13 protein-coding genes are annotated in these 16,372 nt (G+C 71.4%); 4 read left to right on the top strand and 9 right to left on the bottom strand.

Annotated elements, in window-relative coordinates:
- Positions 1-173: 173 nt before the first annotated feature.
- The 7 genes from OHA73_RS26750 to OHA73_RS26720 all read right to left on the bottom strand — a co-directional run bounded on the left by OHA73_RS26750 (position 174) and on the right by OHA73_RS26720 (position 9,434).
- The gene (locus tag OHA73_RS26750) at positions 174-1,235 is read right to left on the bottom strand and encodes a BMP family lipoprotein (RefSeq protein WP_266713374.1); all 1,062 of its coding nucleotides are present in this window, start codon (positions 1,233-1,235) and stop codon (positions 174-176) included.
- 558 nt (positions 1,236-1,793) lie between these two features.
- Positions 1,794-3,056 carry an amidohydrolase gene (locus OHA73_RS26745; RefSeq protein WP_327656326.1) on the bottom strand — a complete coding sequence of 421 codons (1,263 nt, stop codon included), beginning with the start codon at positions 3,054-3,056 and terminating at the stop codon, positions 1,794-1,796.
- 162 nt (positions 3,057-3,218) lie between these two features.
- Entirely contained in the window at positions 3,219-4,403 is a 1,185-nt protein-coding gene (locus tag OHA73_RS26740) for a Cmx/CmrA family chloramphenicol efflux MFS transporter (protein WP_327656325.1), read from the bottom strand.
- Positions 4,404-4,655: 252 nt separating this feature from the next.
- Complete coding sequence (locus OHA73_RS26735; protein ID WP_327656324.1) at positions 4,656-5,681, bottom strand: hypothetical protein; 1,026 nt, start codon at positions 5,679-5,681, stop codon at positions 4,656-4,658.
- Between the two features lie 80 nt (positions 5,682-5,761).
- The gene (locus tag OHA73_RS26730; protein ID WP_266713366.1) at positions 5,762-6,721 is read right to left on the bottom strand and encodes an N-acetylneuraminate synthase family protein; all 960 of its coding nucleotides are present in this window, start codon (positions 6,719-6,721) and stop codon (positions 5,762-5,764) included.
- A gap of 14 nt (positions 6,722-6,735) precedes the next feature.
- Positions 6,736-8,052, bottom strand: coding sequence for an N-acylneuraminate cytidylyltransferase (locus OHA73_RS26725; protein ID WP_327656323.1), 1,317 nt, complete (start codon positions 8,050-8,052; stop codon positions 6,736-6,738).
- A 56-nt stretch (positions 8,053-8,108) separates the two neighbouring features.
- Complete coding sequence (locus OHA73_RS26720) at positions 8,109-9,434, bottom strand: DUF6716 putative glycosyltransferase (protein ID WP_327656322.1); 1,326 nt, start codon at positions 9,432-9,434, stop codon at positions 8,109-8,111.
- Between the two features lie 198 nt (positions 9,435-9,632).
- On the opposite strand from OHA73_RS26720, the gene OHA73_RS26715 reads away from it, so the two are divergent.
- The 3 genes from OHA73_RS26715 to OHA73_RS26705 are packed head-to-tail and all read left to right on the top strand — an operon-like array spanning position 9,633 to position 13,143.
- Positions 9,633-10,610: a glycosyltransferase family 2 protein gene (locus tag OHA73_RS26715; protein ID WP_327656321.1), complete on the top strand. Its 978-nt coding sequence runs from the start codon at positions 9,633-9,635 to the stop codon at positions 10,608-10,610.
- The gene (locus OHA73_RS26710; protein WP_327656320.1) at positions 10,607-11,944 is read left to right on the top strand and encodes a polysialyltransferase family glycosyltransferase; all 1,338 of its coding nucleotides are present in this window, start codon (positions 10,607-10,609) and stop codon (positions 11,942-11,944) included. The genes OHA73_RS26715 and OHA73_RS26710 overlap by 4 nt, the downstream gene beginning before the upstream one ends.
- Positions 11,941-13,143, top strand: a complete 1,203-nt coding sequence (locus OHA73_RS26705) for an acyltransferase family protein (RefSeq protein WP_327656319.1) — start codon at positions 11,941-11,943, stop codon at positions 13,141-13,143. Before OHA73_RS26710 ends, OHA73_RS26705 begins: the two co-directional genes overlap by 4 nt.
- A gap of 18 nt (positions 13,144-13,161) precedes the next feature.
- Here OHA73_RS26705 and OHA73_RS26700 read toward each other — a convergent pair whose 3' ends face one another.
- Positions 13,162-13,878, bottom strand: coding sequence for a TetR/AcrR family transcriptional regulator C-terminal domain-containing protein (locus tag OHA73_RS26700; protein ID WP_327658530.1), 717 nt, complete (start codon positions 13,876-13,878; stop codon positions 13,162-13,164).
- A gap of 103 nt (positions 13,879-13,981) precedes the next feature.
- Between OHA73_RS26700 and OHA73_RS26695 the strand changes: the two genes are divergently transcribed.
- Positions 13,982-15,484, top strand: a complete 1,503-nt coding sequence (locus OHA73_RS26695; RefSeq protein WP_327656318.1) for an FAD-dependent monooxygenase — start codon at positions 13,982-13,984, stop codon at positions 15,482-15,484.
- Positions 15,485-15,515: 31 nt separating this feature from the next.
- Here the strand turns inward: OHA73_RS26695 and leuE are convergent, their stop codons facing one another.
- Positions 15,516-16,172, bottom strand: coding sequence for a leucine efflux protein LeuE (gene leuE / locus OHA73_RS26690; protein WP_266713352.1), 657 nt, complete (start codon positions 16,170-16,172; stop codon positions 15,516-15,518).
- Positions 16,173-16,372 lie beyond the last annotated feature (200 nt).

The following is a 16,372-nucleotide window of genomic DNA, read 5'->3' as shown; positions in this document are numbered from 1 at the left end:
CCGCAGATTAACGCGCGTAGAACGCGCGTTGAAGACCCTCATGGAGACCGTTATCGGTCCGTACTGCAACCGCGCCCCGGCTTCGTCGTGGAAGCCGGGGCGCGGCGGGTGTGTGCGGGGTGGTGCGTTGGGGTGCGTGGCGCTGCGGTGCGGGTGGTGCGTTGCGGTGCGGGCTACGGCTTGGTCGCGACCTTCACCTTGCCGTCGATGATGTCCTGCTTGGCCTTCTCCACCGCGTCGGCCAGGCCCGGGACCTCCTTGTACTCCGGGTTGGTGTCGGTGATGCCGACGCCACCCGCCTTGAGGTCGAACCGGGTCACACCGGACAGCGGCTTCTTGTCGTGCACGGACTTGGCGAGTTCGTAGACGGCGCGGCCGACGTCCTTCGTGGCGGACGTCAGGATGTAGTCCTTGTACTTGGCCAGCGGCTTCTGCTCGTACTGGTCGGAGTCGACGCCGATCGCGAACTTCTTCTTCGCGGCGGCGGCCTCGATCACGCCCTGACCGGACAGGCCGGCCGCGTGGTAGATGACGTCGGCGCCCTTCTCCAGCTGGGCGGCGGCGGCCGTCTTGCCCTTGTCGGGGCTGGAGAAGCCGCCTTCCTGGGCGGTCTCCGTGAGGTACTGCGTGAGCACCTTGACCTTCGGGTTCGTGTCCTTCACGCCCTGGACGAAGCCGGCCTCGAACTTGTGGATGAGCGGTACGTCGACGCCGCCGACGTATCCGACGATGTCGCTCTTGGTGGCCTTGGCGGCGGCGACACCGGCGAGGTACGAGCCCTGCTCCTCGCTGAAGACCAGGTCGGCGACGTTCTTCGCCTGGATCGTGGAGTCGTCGATGATGCCGAAGGTGGTCTTCGGGTACTTCGCGGCGGCGGCCTTCACGGCGGGGGCGTACGCGAAGCCGACGCCGACGACCGGGTTGTAGCCCTTCTTGGCGAGCGAGCTGAGCCGCGCGATCTTGTCGGCATCGCTCTCGCCGTCGCTGGGCTCCTGGTCGTCGCTCTTGTATCCGAACTCCTTGTCGGCCTTGACCATGCCCGAGTACGCGGCGTCGTTGAAGGACTGGTCGCCGCGGCCGCCGACGTCGTAGGAGATGGCGAGCCCGAGGTTCTTGTCCTTGGCGTCGTCGCCCGCCTTGTCCGCGCTGGTGCCGCCGCAGGCGGTGGCGGCGAGAGCGAGACCGATGACGGCGACGGAGATGTGGGTGAGCCGGGACGTACGAGATGGACGCATGGTGAGGTGCTCCTTCGTCAACACGCCGTGCAGGGCGCTGAGTTCGGCGGAGCGTAACGCGCGTAGCGTGGCGGGGTAATCGGTTGGGCGGCGCCGTTATGCATTTGTGCCGGTGGCCCGTTACGTACTGGTTAACCGTCCCCCGCCCACGGGGCTCCGCCCCGGACCCCGCGCCTCAAACGCCGGCGGGGCTTGAGAGATCGGGGCGTGCCGCCCTGGACCCCGCGCCTCAAACGTCGGCGGGTCTTGGGAGATCGGCCCACTACCTGCAATCCCCGCGCGGCTTCACAAGATCGGGGCTCCGCCCCGGACCCCGCTGCTCAAACGCCGCAGGGGCTGAAAGTGCTCACCCGCAGGCAATGGCCCGGCGGGGTGCCGGCGCCGCATTGGGTAACGCCCACCACCACTCCCCACCCATTGCGGTCGACCGCACCCGACTTGGGCAATCTGCCGCCTGGGGCGGCAGGGTGGGCAAGGCGGCCCCCGGTGCAGGCTGCACCTGACGAGGGCGCCGACCGCGGCACAGGACCAGAACCCCGGTGCAGGCCGCACCACACCTCACGCGGAGTCGAGCAGCGCCGCCGCCGTGAAGAGTTCCACGCCGACCTCGATCGACGCCTCGTCCACGTCGAAGTCGCCCTGGTGGAGGTCGCGGGAGCCCCAGTCGCCCGGGGGCTTCACGCCCAGGCGGGCCATCGCGCCGGGGACGTGCTCCAGGTACCAGGAGAAGTCCTCGCCGCCGAGGCTCTGTTGGGTGTCCTCGACGGAGTCGGGCCCGCGTCGGGACGTCATCGCGTCGCGCAACAGGTCCGTGACCACCGGATCGTTGACCACCGGGGGGACTCCGCGGATGTAGTTGACGACCGGCTTCGCGCGGTACAGGTCCGCGATTTCCTGGATCGCCCCGTGGACGAGGTCCGGCGCCGCGCGCCACGCGTCCAGGTCCAGGCAGCGCACCGTGCCGGACAGCTCGGCGTGCTGCGGGATCACGTTGCACGCGTGACCCGTCTCAAGCCGCCCCCACGTGACGGCAAGGCCCGAGCGCGCGTCGACGCGGCGAGCGACCAGCGCCGGCACCTCCGTGGCGACCTTGGCCGCGGCGGTGACCAGGTCCGTGGTCAGGTGCGGACGCGCCGTGTGGCCGCCGGGGCCGTCGAGGGTGACCTCCAGGCGGTCGCAGGCCGAGGTGATGGGGCCGGGCCTGATGCCGATCCGGCCCGCGTCGACCTTCGGGTCGCAGTGCACGCCGATGATGCTGCGTACGCCGTCAAGGACCCCGCACTCGATCGCGTCCGGCGCACCACCGGGAAGCACCTCTTCGGCGGGCTGGAACAGCAGCCTTACGGCGTGCGGAAGTTGGCCCTTGCGGTGCAGGTCCGCGAGGACGAGCCCCGCCCCGAGCACGACCGTCGTGTGCACATCGTGACCGCAGGCGTGCGCCCGGTCCGGCACCGTCGACCGGTACACGCAGTCCGTCTTGGTGTCCGGGATCGGCAGCGCGTCGATGTCCGCACGCAGCGCGAGCATCCCGCGCGGCCCGTCCGCCGCACCCCACTCACCGGTCTCGGTGCCGATGTCACAGATGAGCCCGGTCCCCATGCCGAGCAGGCGCGGCGCGAGACCGGCCTTCTCGAGGCGGGTCTTGAGCGCCGCGGTGGTGCGGAACTCCTGATTGCCCAGCTCGGGGTGCATGTGCATGTCTCGCCGGAACGCGACGAGTTCGGCGCGGAGCGCCTCGGGCAGCGCACCCGGAAGTGCGGTGCCCGGCACGGATTCCCCGGGCTTGTCGGCCTCTGACTCACGGGACTTCAACTGGTTCACCCTCTGAAGGGTAGGGCGATGCAGGTGCCAACTAACCCGCGATCAACAAAAGTTCAGCCGGATTGGGGTAAGAAATATGGTCGCGATGCGCATGTGGATCGCACAGGGAGGGTATGACGTCTCTTTTCGACCTGCGCCTCGACCTGCACCCCAGCCTGCGCCTCAGCCCCCGACGACGGCCTCATCGGTGGCCCCGCCACCGACCCTCCTGCGTACCACTCGTGCGACACACGTCACAACGAACGCAAGCGCCACGAGCAACGCGCTCACCCCCGGCACGCCCCGGTACCCGAGCCCGCCCCCGATCGCGAGCCCGCCGGCCCACGGCCCGAGCGCCGCGCCGACGTTGAGCGCGGCCGTCGCGAGGCCGCCCGCGAGGGTGGGCGCGCCGGACGCCGCGTAGAGGGCCTGGGCGATGAGGGTGGAGCCGACCGCGAAGGACAGGGCGCCCTGGACGAAGGCGAGGACGAGGGTCGCCGCGACGTTGCCCGCAGCGAACGCGAACACGACCCAGCCGAGCAGGAGCGCCGCCCCGCCGAGCACCAGGACCCGCGTCGGATACGTGTCCGAGAGCCGGCCCGCCGCGCTGACCCCGGCGAACGAGCCGAGGCCGAAGAGCGCGAGCAGCGCCGGGACCCGGGCCGCACCGATCCCGGTGACCTCCGTGGCGACGGGCGCCAGGTACGTGAACGTACAGAACGTGGCGGCGTTGACCAGCGCGCCGAGCAGCAGCACCGTGAGCAGCCGCGGACCGCGCAGCGCCCGCGCCTCCGCCCGTACGTCGCCGCGCGCACCCGGCCCCGACTCCGCCGGCACCGACCGCAGCACGGCGATCATCGCGGGTACGCAGATCAGCGCGACGGCCCAGAACGCGGCCCGCCAGCCGAGGAGCTGGCCGAGCAGCGCCCCGCCGGGCACGCCCGCGACGCAGGCCAGGGTGGTGCCGCCGAGCAGGATCGACGTGGCGCGGCCCTTGGCATCGGGCGCGACCATGCTCACCGCCGTGGCGAGGGCGACCGCGAGGAACCCTGCGTTGGCGAGCGCCGCGACGACACGCGTGCCGAGCAGTACGGAGAAGCTGCTGGTCAGCGCGCCGACGACATGTACAAGGGCGAAGACCAGGAGGAAGCCGAAGAGGGCCGGGCGGCGTGGCCACCGCACGGCGAGGACGGCCGTGAGCGGCGCCCCGACGATCATGCCGATCGCGAAGGCGGAGGTGAGCGCACCGGCGGCGGGGATGGAGACGCCCAGGTCATGGGCGATGTCGGGGCCGAGCCCCGAGAGCATGAACTCGGATGTTCCCTGCGCGAAGACGGCGAGGGCGAGCAGGTGGAGAGCGAAAGGCACGACGGACTCCGGGACCGTGGAGAGGGGGGGTGTGGTCGCGGTTCCGGCAGCGCGTGCGGTGGCTACGGCATGCGGCGGCGGAGGCCTGGTCCAGGAAGGACGGGCCTCAACGATGCGCGGAAGAAGGCCACCGGACGGCTGCCGGTGGCCGGAGTCTGTCGGACTCGGGGCTGGTCACGGGAGCGAGCGTACGACCTGTGGCGGTACGGAGGCCACCGGGTTTCACACGACCCGGAGCCACACCGCCCGGAGCTAGACCGCCCGCACCACACCCCGCGCCGACCCCGCGATCCCCGCCAGGAACCCCTGCGCGTGATCGGAGACGCCCTGCCGCAGCCACGCCGGGTCGATCTCGCACACCGCCACCTTCACCCCCGTACCCGCGAGGGCGATCGGCAGGGTGTGCACGACGGTCGAGGGGAAGCTGAGGATCGTCCGGCCGATGGGGCCGCGCCGGGCGATCAGCTCCAGGGGGAGGTCCGGGCGGACGATCTCCAGGCCGGTCTCGGCGGCGAGGCGGTGCAGCTTGTCGGCGCTCTCGCGGCGGTGGGCGAAGTAGCGGGTGGCGCCGTGCGCGCGGGCCAGTTCGCGGACCGCGCCGAGGTACTGCTCCAGGTCGACGACTCCCGTCTCCACCAGGGAGGTCCCGACCATGTCGGCGCCGCGCGTGATCCGGGGCGGGCCGAAGCGGGCGCGGGTCCAGGCGTAGTCGTTGGAGGTCACCGTGACGCCGTCGGGGACCTCGGCCACCGGCATCGACGTGAACACGGACACGGAGTCGCGGCGCGCGTGCCCGGTGAGCCTGCGGCGTGCGGCGGCCGCGACGGGACCGAAGACGAGGTCGCGCGGTCCCACCCTGCCGCCGCGCCGGTGCCAGCGTACGAGCCGTTCACCGCGCACCAGTTGGGCGACGAACTCCATGGTGGCGGTGCCGTCGTCGACGACGACGAGCTCGCGGGCACGAGTGATCGTGAGCAGCAGCTGTACGTAGCGGGAGAACGGGTCGCCGAGGACTATCCGGTCGGCCCTGCGCAGCGACGGGGCGAGCCCGCCGATCGTCTGGAAGGGTGCGGCCGCGCCGCCGCGGGCCTCCTCCCAGCGCACCGTGTGTCCTTCGGTGCGGGCGAGTTCGGCCATGCGGCGCAGCTGGCCGCGGGTCATCGGGTCGGTGGGCGAGAGCACCACGACGGTCCCGGTGACCTCTTGGTGGTGTGCCCACTCCAGGACGTTGAGGAGCTGTACCGGGCTCTCGACGAAGCACAACGTACTGCCGGACATGCGGGCCCTCCCGAGGGCGCCGGGGCGGCCGGGCGCGGTCACCGCCGCGCCGGGCCGCCCACGAGTCGATCCGTTGACCGTCAGACGCCCACCGGCTCGCCGGCGGCGACGGCGATCTCCGCGTCGGCGACGACGCCCGGCACGCGGCGCAGCTTCTTCATCGGGCCGAGCTCGGACTCGTAGACCTTCTTGACGCCGTCACCGAGGGACTCCTCGATGGTGCGGATGTCGCGCACGAGGCGCGTGAGGCCCCCCGGCTCCACGGAGGCGGCCTGGTCGGAGCCCCACATGGCGCGGTCGAGGGTGATGTGGCGCTCGACGAAGGCGGCGCCGAGGGCGACGGCGGCGAGCGTCGTCTGGAGGCCGGTCTCGTGGCCGGAGTAGCCGATCGGGACGTTCGGGTACTCGGCCTGGAGGGTGTTGATGACGCGGAGGTTGAGCTCCTCGGCCTGCGCCGGGTACGTCGACGTGGCGTGGCACATGAGGATGTTGTCCGAGCCGAGGACCTCGACCGCGTGGCGGATCTGCTTCGGCGTCGACATGCCGGTGGAGAGGATCACCGTGCGGCCCGTCGCGCGCAGGGCGCGGAGCAGCTCGTCGTCCGTGAGGGAGGCGGAGGCCACCTTGTGGGCGGGGACGTCGAACTTCTCAAGGAAGGCGACGGCCTCGGTGTCCCACGGGGAGGCGAACCAGTCGATGCCGCGCTTCTTGCAGTACTCGTCGATGGCCCGGTACTCGTCCTCGCCGAACTCGACGCGGTGCCGGTAGTCGATGTACGTCATCCGGCCCCAGGGGGTGTCCCGCTCGATGTCCCACTGGTCGCGCGGCGTGCAGATCTCGGGGGTGCGCTTCTGGAACTTGACGGCGTCGCAGCCGGCTTCGGCGGCGGCGTCGATCAGCCGGAACGCGTTCTCCAGGTCACCGTTGTGGTTGATGCCGATCTCGCCGGTGATGTAGACGGGGCGGCCGGGGCCGGCCTCGCGCGAACCGAAGCTGCGGATACGGGAGTCGGATGCGTGGGAAAGACGCGCGTTGGACATGGTTCTGGCGTTCCTTACTTGTTGAGGGAATCGAGAGAAGGGCCGAGGATCCAGCTGGCGATCTCTCGGATCGCGCCTTCGCCTCCGGGGACGGTGGTGACGGCGCGTGCGGCGCCGCGCACGACGTCATGGGCACTGGCGACCGCCACGGGCCAGCCCGCGAGGGCGAAGCACGGGAGGTCGTTGACGTCGTTGCCGACGTAGAGCACGCGCTCGGGCGCGATGCCCTGCTCCTCGCACCACTGCTTGAGTGCGAGGTCCTTGCGGTCGATGCCGTGCAGGACCGGGATCTTGAGCTTCCTGGCCCGGGCGGCGACGACCGGGTTCACCTCCGTGGACAGGATCAGCAGTTCGAGGCCGCTCCTGCGGAGGGCCGCGATGCCGAGGCCGTCACCGCGGTGCACGGTGACGAACTCCCGTCCTTCGGAGTCGATCAGCACCTTGTCGTCGGTCTGGGTGCCGTCGAAGTCGAGGACGACCGCGTCGACGTCTTCCCTGGAGGGGAGGACGGACTGCTGGTCGAAGAGGGGGGCCAGCGCGCGGGCGCGCGCGAGGTCGTGCGGGTCGTCGATCTCCAGCACGCGCGCGGGGTCGGTGCGCACCAGTTCGGTGCGGCCGAAGAAGCGGTGCGCGTGGCGGCGGAACCCGCTGGTCTCCATGCCGTAGACGGCGCCGGTCTCCAGGAGGTCCTGGGGCCGGTCCTGGCGCATCTGGCGCTGCGACTTGTCGTGGTTGACGCCGTAGCCGCCGCCGGTCGCGGTCTTCCGGTCGGCGAGGACGGCGACGCCGCCCTCAACGGCCTTGCTGTGTACGGAGGTCGACTGCGGTTCATCCGCCTCGTCCCGCCATACGAAGCCGTGGAACGCCGCGACGGTCAGGGCGCTGTCGGCGCCCTTGTCGAGGATCGCGCCGACCACCGCGTCGATGTCCTCCCGTACGAGGAAGGGGCTGGTGCACTGGACGAGCAGCACCACGTCGACGGCCGCGCCGTGCAGCGCCTCGTGCGCGTCCATGGCGTGCAGTACGGCGGCCTCGGAGCTGGACTTGTCGCCGGCGATGGCGGTGGGCCGGGTCACGACCTCGGCGCCCGCGTCCCGCGCGGCGGCGGCGATGGCGGCGTCGTCGGTGGAGACCACGACGTCGGTTACCTGCCGGGTGGCGAGGCACTCGCGCACGGCGCGGGCCACCAGGGGGGTGCCGCCGACCGGGGCCAGGTTCTTCGCCGGTACGCCCTTGGAGCCGCCGCGGGCGGGGATCACGGCGAGGACGCGTCGTACGGGGGCGGCGAGGCCCGCCTCCGGGGCGGCCTGGACCGTCTCAAGGTCGGTCATGTGCGCTTCTCCTTCAGGGAGTTGGTCGTTCCTCAGAGGCGGGTCCTGATGCGGGGTCACAGCTCCCCCATCCGCCGGATCACGGGGGCGACGCGCTGCACCCCGTGCCGGTAGGCGCCACGGGCGGCCCGGCGCACGACCTGTCGCACAGGGCCCGGCGCCCGGTCGGCGGCGGGCGCGCCGGGCAGCGGGCTGCCGTCGGGTGCGAGGTGGTGGCGGGCGAGGATGCGCGGCAGATAGCCGGGGGCGGTGGTGCGGCTGTAGTACGGAGTGAGAGCGGGCCGGTCGGCGTCGAGCAGTTCGGCGACCCGGGCCCGCGCGCCGTCGAAGGCGCTTTCGTACGTGCCGTCGGCCGCGACGCCCTGCCGGGCGAGCCAGCCGGGGTCCGGTTCGGGCCGCACTCCCGCGTCCAACTGGTCCCAGGACACGAGGCAGTTCGAGCCCGTGAAGTGGTGGTTGCCGAGGGCCTCGCGCACGCCCAGGTCGGTGAGCAGCGCGGTCGGGATGCGCCGGTGCAGCGATTCGAGGGCGGCGGTGGAGCTGACCGTGACGAGCAGGTCCGTACGGTCGAGGACCTCGCCCATGTTCCCGTACACGAGCCGGAAGTTGGCCGGCAGCTCGCGGCGCTGCGCGAGCTTCTGGTAGGGGATCTCCTCGATGTGCGTGGTGTGTTCGCCGGGCTTGCTGCGCAGCTTGAGCAGCACCTCGCGGTCGGGGTGCGACTCGGCGTGCCGGACGAGGCGGCCCAGCAGATAGTCGCGGTCGGCCGCGGTGTCCGGCACGGACGGCTGCGCCGCGAAGGTCACCGTGTACGGGGCGGCGCCGCCGGTGTACGGCTCGCCGCCGAGGAACGGCAGCGCGCACTCGGTCACCGCGGAGGCGTCCGCGCCCACTCCCTCGTACACGGCGCGGAACCGGTCCGCGTCGTAGCCCGAGTTGGCGAGCACCACGTCGGCGCCGTGCCGCAGGAGGAGGCCGTCGGCGAGCTTCTCGTAGACGACGCCGACATAGCCGGTGACGACGACGGGGCGGCGCGCCGCTCCCCGCCAGGCGTGGGCGAGGCCGTGCAGGACGGCCTGGACTCCCCCGCCGACGAGGGCGAGCAGCACGACGTCGTATCCGCGGGACTCGCGGTCGCCGGATGCTGCCGACCCCATCTCGCGCAGGAATTCGACGGCCGTGACCTCGCGCAGGCTGTCGGCGCGGACGCCGATCTCGCGGAGCTGGCGCGGGGTCGGGGTGGCCCGGCCGCGCAGCAGATAGCCGTCGAGGGCGACACTGTCGGGGGCGATGCGGGAGGCGGTGAGCGACCCCCATTTCCACCGGGTGTCGGAGTCCGCGAGCACGGCGACCCTGAGCTGCTTTCGGTTCCTTACTGGCACGATGGAAAACCTAGGAAGCAATTCCTAGCCGCGGCCCAACCAGAATGCAACAAAGGGTTAACAGCACACCGACGAATGGCGAATCAGCCCCGGAAATGGCCCCCGCCAGGGCCGGTTCACGGTCCCGCCACGCTTCGTTCACCTGACATCAAGCCACCGGTCAAGACGAATGCCGGGCCGCGCCCTAACGTCACCGTCGTGGTCAAGCTCTCCGTCATCGTGCCGTTCTACAACGTGCAGCAATACGCGCCCGACACCCTCAGAAGTCTGCGAGCGAACGCACGCGACGACTTCGAATTCATTCTCGTCGACGACTGCTCCAAGGACGAGACACCGGACATTCTCGCGCGCGCCGAGCGCGAGCTGCCCGGCGCGGTCGTCGTGCGACACGAACGGAACGGAGGACTCGCGACCGCCCGCAACACAGGACTCGACAGGGCCCGCGGCGAATATCTCGCCTTCCTGGACGGCGACGACTGGCTCGCGCCCGGGTACTACGCGCAGCTGCTGGCCGCCATGGAGGGCCTCGGCTGCGACTTCGTGCGCACGGATCACGTCCAGTGCACGGCGCGGGCCCGCTCGGTGCACCGCTTCCCGCACGGTCTGCGCGACGTCGTCATGGACCCGCGCGCGGCGATCCTGCCCGCCGACCGCTCGACCGGCGTCGACTACGCGTACGCGTGGGCCGGCATGTACCACCGGCGGCTCGCCGACGAGGGGCTGCTGCACTTCACGGACGGGCTGCGCACGGCGGAGGACCGGCCGTGGATCTGGCGGCTGCACCGCGAGGCGAAATCCTTTGCGGCGGTCTCCACTTTGGGCGTTTTCTATCGCCGTGGCGTCTCGTCGTCGCTCACTCAGATCGGTGACGTACGGCAGCTCGATTTCATCCGGGCATTCGACCAGGTCGTCCGGGAAACAGCCCAGGACCGGGATGCCGAGCTGCTTCTCCCGAAGGCCGTGCGTACGTACTGCGCCATCATTTCCCACCACTTGGGATCCATCGAAAGGTTCGAACCTCCCGTGGCCCGCACATTGAAGTCGCTCAGCGCGGCCGCGCTCAAGCGCATGCCGCAGCGGGTGCTCGACGACGCGCTCGACTCGATGGACACCCAGCGGGCCACCCGCCTGCGCCGGCTCCGCCGCCGCCCGGTCAGCGCGGAGGTCACGGCATGACGACCCGCATCCTGCTGGCCTCGACCCTGTACGGCGCCGCGACGCTCGCCGCGGCCCTCGACGCCGACCTGTTCGCCCCGGCGGACCGCACGCTGCTGCTGATCGCCAACAACGCGGCGACGCCCGAGACCACCCCCGCCGTCGACGAGATGCCCGGCTTCGAGCAGCTGCGGGGCCGCTTCGACGGCGTCCTGTCGTGGAACGAGGCGATCTCCCCCTACCACCCCGGCAGTTGGTCGCCGCGCACCGACGACATCCCGCTGTGGGAACGCTACTTGCGGCTCCTTTGGGACCTCGGCGACGACAACGTCGAGCTGGCCGTGGAGTCCATCCAGGTCAGCCCCGCGATGGCGGTCGCGCAGATCTTCGCGGGCGCCCCGGTCGACGTGTACGCGGACGGTCTGATGAGCTACGGACCGACCCGCAACAAGATCGACCCGCTGATCGGCACGCGCGTGCGCCGCCTGCTCCATCTGGACCTGGTGCCGGGCCTGAAGCCGCTGCTGCTCACGGAGTTCGGCGTCGAGCCCGAGGTCGTACCGACCGAGGTCTTCCTCAAGGTCCTCGCCGAGCTGTGCGACGCGACCGGCGAACTGCCCCGCCTCCCCGGCGAACCGGCGCTCCTGCTCGGCCAGTACCTCTCCGCCCTGGGCATCCTCACGGCCGACGAGGAGGAGGACCTGCACGTCCGGATGATGCGCGGCGCCGCCCAACTCGGCCACAAGCACGTGGTGTTCAAGCCGCACCCCACCGCGCCGGCCCGCTTCTCGCGCACGCTGGAGAAGGAGGCGGAACGCCTCGGCGTCGAACTGACCGTTCTGGAGACGCCCGTCCTCGCCGAGGTCCTCTACCAGCGGATGCGCCCGGTCCTCGTCGTCGGCTGCTTCTCCACGGCACTGCTCACCGCGAGCGCCCTGTACGGCATCCCGGTGGCGCGCATCGGCACGTCGACGCTCCTGGACCGCCTCACGCCGTACCAGAACAGCAACCGGGTGCCGGTCACCATCGTCGACGCGCTGCTGCCCGACCTGTCCGACCGCACGGCGGTGGAGGCGCAGGAACAGCCGCTGCCGGTTGGCGAGTTGGACGAGCTTCTGCGTGCGGTCGGTTACGCCATGCAGGCCAAGATCTACCCGGATCTGCGCCGCCCCGCCGAGCGCTATCTCGCCACGCGCCTCGACGACCGCACCTGGCGCTACTTCAAGCGACGCCGACTGACCTCGCTCGCCCTGCCGGGCGCGCTCCCGGCCCAGTTCGCCTTCATCCCGCGCAACGCGACGGTGCGCAGGGTCGCGAAGCGCGCCCGCTCCCTGAAGCGGGCGACCCTCGGATGACGGCTCCCGGCACGACGCTGCCCCCGCTCCCCGCGCCCCAGACGGAGCCGCAGGCGAAGGCCGTGCTCACGCGCCCCGCGTCCCGCCTGTACGCCCTGGACGGGCTGCGGCTGATCGCCGCGCTGATGGTGGCGGCGTACCACTACGGAGGCAGGGACGGCGAGATCTCCCAGGCCTGGGGAACGTCACCCAGCAGCCAATTCCCTTCCCTGCACGGCTGGTTCGCGTACGGCTGCCTGGGTGTGCAGATCTTCTTCGTGATCAGCGGCTTCGTGATCTGCATGAGCGGCTGGGGCAGACCCCTGCGCTCCTTCTTCGCCTCGCGCGCCGCCCGCCTCCTCCCCTCGTACTGGGTGGCGATCGTCCTGGTGACGGCCATCTTCGCGCTGCCGGTCGTGGTCTACGAGGCGGTGTCGCCCAGCGACGCGCTCGTGAACCTGACGATGCTGCAACAACCCCTGGGCGTGGACCGGGTGTTGGGCGTGTGCTGGACGCTCTGGGCGGAGCTGCGCTTCTACGCCCTGTTCGCGCTCTGCGTCGTACTGCCGGGGGCGACCCGGCACCGGGTGGTGCTGTTCTGCGCGGTGTGGACGCTGGCGGCGGTACTCGCGGAGGGCTCCGGCCCGGATGCGGCGCTGGCGAATCTCGTCCTGATGCCGGAGTACGCGCCGTTCTTCATCGGCGGCATCGGCCTGTACCTGGTCCACCGCGACCGGCGCGACGTCACGGCGTGGGGCATCGTCGCGGTGAGCTGGCTGATCGGTCAGCACTTCGCGGTCGACCGGACGTGGCACGCGCCGAACCCGGACTTCTTCTCGTACCGCTCGTCGTTCGGGATCGTCGTGGTGGTCACGCTCGGCTTCGCGGCGGTGGCGGCGATCGCCGTCGGCTGGACGCGCTGGGCGAACTGGCGCTGGCTGACGGTCGCCGGCGCCCTCACGTACCCCTTCTACCTGGTCCACGAGCACCTGGGCTGGGTGGCGATCGCGGCCCTGCACCGACGCGTGGGCCTGCCCGCGTCGGTCACCTTCGCGGGGACGATCGCGCTGATGCTGACGCTCGCCTGGCTGCTGAACCGGTACGTCGAGGAGTGGGCGACGCCGCTGCTGCGCAGGTCGCTCAACCGGCGGCCGGGGGCGGGGACCGGGGTGGGGACCGGGGTGGGGACCGGGGTGGGGACGGCTCAGCGCACTCCGTAGCGCGAACCCGGGGATGGCTCAGCGCACTCCGTAGCGCGCCTCGATCCCCGCGACGATCAGCCGCAGCCCCTCCTCGAACCGCTCGTCGTACGCCGCGAAGAGCTGACCGCCCGCGGCGGCGGCGAGCGGGTAGTCGGCCAGCTTCCGCGCCCGCTCCTCCACGTCGACGACCGCGGGCCCCTCGCCGGACGACGCCCGCATGCCCTGCTCCTCCGTGACGAAGCCGAGCGTGTACATGTACGCGGTGGTGCCGGCCCAGGCCGCCTGGTCGGGGGTGAACCCGGCACCGGTGAGGAGGCGCAGGTTCGCCTCCAGCTCGGGGCCGTGGTCGGTGCCGGTGAACCGTGATCCGCTGAAGACCTTCGCGCCGTCGCGGTAGCGCAGAAGGGTCGCGCGCAACTGCCGGTTGCCCTCGATGAGCCACTCCTGCCAGCTGCCGGAGGGCTCGTACCGGACCTCTGCGCCGGGCTGCGCGCCGGCCTCGGCACCGGTCTGCGCCCCGGCCTGCGTCATGCGCCGGAACATGACGGTCGCCATCTCGTCGAGCAGCGCCTGCTTGTTCTTGAAGTGCCAGTACAGGGCGGGCGCCTGCACGTTCAGCTCCTTGGCGATGGCACGCAGCGTCAGCCCTTCGAGCCCCACGTCGTTCAGCAGGTCGAGGGCGGTGTCGGCGACGTGCGCCTTGTCGAGCTTCGGCCTGTCGGCCTTCGGCTTGTCCGCCTTGGCCTTCTTCACGTCTTTCGGGTTCTTCTGCTCAGCCACGCTTGACAGTTTAACGCCGTTAAGCCCATGCTCGGAGTCGGGCCGGTTTAACGGTGTTAAGGAGAGGGTGGCGGCGATGTCGAAGGACACGGTGACGAGCACGGAGACAGCCACGGAGACGACGGACGTCCTGATCGTGGGTGCGGGCCCGACAGGGTTGGCGCTGGCGACGGATCTGGCGCGGCGCGGGACGCGGGCGCTGCTGGTCGAGCGGTCGGACGGGCTGTTCCCCGGCTCGCGAGGCAAGGGCCTCCAGCCGCGTACGCAGGAGGTGCTGTACGACCTCGGGGTCCTCGGGGAGATCCACGCGGCGGGCTCGGAGTATCCGCGGATGCGGATCTGGGAGGGCGCCGAGCCGGGCGACGAGTGGGACATGATGCAGCGCTCCGAGCAGACGGAGGGGGTGCCGTTCGCCAACGCGTGGCTGATACCGCAGGCCCGCACGCAGGCGATTCTGTACGCGCGGCTGCGGGAGCTGGGCGGCGGCGTCCGCTTCGGTGCCGCGCTGACCGGCCTGACGCAGGACGCGGACGGGGTGACGGCGACGTTCGGGGACGGCTCGGCGGTGCGTGCGCGGTACGCGGTGGCGGCGGACGGCGGCCGCTCCACGGTCCGGGGGCTGCTGGGTGTCGGCATGACCGGCGAGACGGTCGACCCGAAGCCGATGCTGGTGGCGGACGTGCGGGTCACGGACGACGCCCCGATCCCGGACACGCACTGGCACGTGTGGCCGAAGGCGCCGGAGGGCGGGGTGGCGTTCTGCCCGCTGCCGATGGCCGAGGACAAGGGCCGCGTCTACCAACTGGCGGCGCAGTACGCGGACGAGTCGGCGGTCCCCGACACCTCACCGGAAGCGGTGACCAAGCTCCTCGCGACGCGCACGGCACTCTCCGAGGAGCACATCGCCGAGGTGCTCTGGGCCTCCGACTTCCGGGCACGGGCGGCACTCGCGGACCGCTTCCGGGTGGGCCGGGTCTTCCTCGCGGGCGACGCGGCGCACGTCCACTCCCCGGCCGGCGGCCAGGGCCTGAACACGAGCGTGCAGGACGCGTACAACCTGGGCTGGAAGCTGGCGGCGGTGCTGTTCGGAGCCCCGGCCCGGCTTCTGGACACGTACGAGGAGGAGCGGATACCGGTGGCGGAGGGCATCCTCGGCATCAGCACGCGCATCCACCGGGCGGGCGCCGCGGACAGGCGCACGCAGCGCGGTGACGAGGTGCAGCAACTGGGCATCGGCTACCGGGAGTCGACGCTGACCCGGGAGACCCGCCCGGGGCTCGCGGACGACGCGCTGCGAGCGGGCGACCGGGCACCGGACGGCCGGCGCGGCGGGGTGCGGCTCTTCGACGCTTTCCGGGGCCCGCACTGGACGCTCCTGACGGTGGCCACGGACGCGGAACTCCCGCCGCTGAAGAGCAACTTGAGCGACTTGAGCGACTTCATACACACAACCCGCATCCCGGCATACGAGGCGTACGGCAGGGGCGTGTTCCTGATCCGCCCGGACGGCTACGTGGCATGGGCCGGGGAGACGACGGAAGGGCTGGACCAGTACCTGGCGGAGTCCGGGGTGAGGTGACCGGAGCGACCGGCCGGTCACCGTATCGGCACTACACGCTGGCCAGCGACAGCTTCACCGCGAAGCCGAGGAACAGCACCCCGGCCGCCGAGGTCGCGCCCGCGGAGAGGCGCCTGCGGCGACGGAAGGCGGCGGACAGCTTCATGCCGCTGAAGATCAGCGCCGACAGGTAGAGCACGCTGGCCGCCTGCGCGAAGGCGCCGAGGACCACGAAGGAGAGGGCGGGGTACGCGTAGGACGGGTCGACGAACTGGACGAAGAAGGCGATGAAGAACAGGATCGCCTTGGGGTTGAGCAGGCTGATCACGAAGGCGCGACGGAAGGGCCGCTCCTGCGCGGGCGTCTCCTCGGCGGCGCCGCTCTCGGCCGCGAGCCGCTCCTTGCGGGTGCGCCACATGCTCCACGCGGCGCGCATCATGCCGATCGCGAGCCAGGTCAGATAGCCGGCGCCGGCGTACTTCACGATCCCGAAGATCACGGAGTTGGCCTGGAGCAGGGAGGCGACTCCGGCGGCGGAGAGTGTCATCAGGACGGTGTCCCCGCACCACACACCGGCGGCCGCCTTGTAGCCGGTGCGTATGCCGCGGCGGGCGCCGACGGAGAGCACGTACAGCGAGTTCGGCCCCGGCAGAAGAATGATGAGGGCGAGGCCCGCGAGATAGGTCGGAAGATCGATGACACCCAGCATGCCGGGAGTGTCGCACGGCCGTCCGCGGGGCCGCTCCCGAATTCCGGATACCGGACACCGATCAAGCCCCGCAGGGGGCACCTCCCAGCGTTAGCTGGGGGAGATTGAGGCGCGGGGTCCGGGGCAGAGCCCCGTGAGCCCGGCCCCGGTGCCGCCGCACGAACCCCGCGGCGCGGAAACGCCCCGGCCCAGCCGAGACT

The sequence above is a fragment of the Streptomyces sp. NBC_00483 genome (genome assembly GCF_036013745.1).
In the GTDB taxonomy this organism is placed as follows: Bacteria; Actinomycetota; Actinomycetes; order Streptomycetales; family Streptomycetaceae; genus Streptomyces.
The sequence above is the reverse complement of the archived record's forward strand: the minus strand, read 5'-3'. Positions and strand labels throughout refer to the sequence as shown.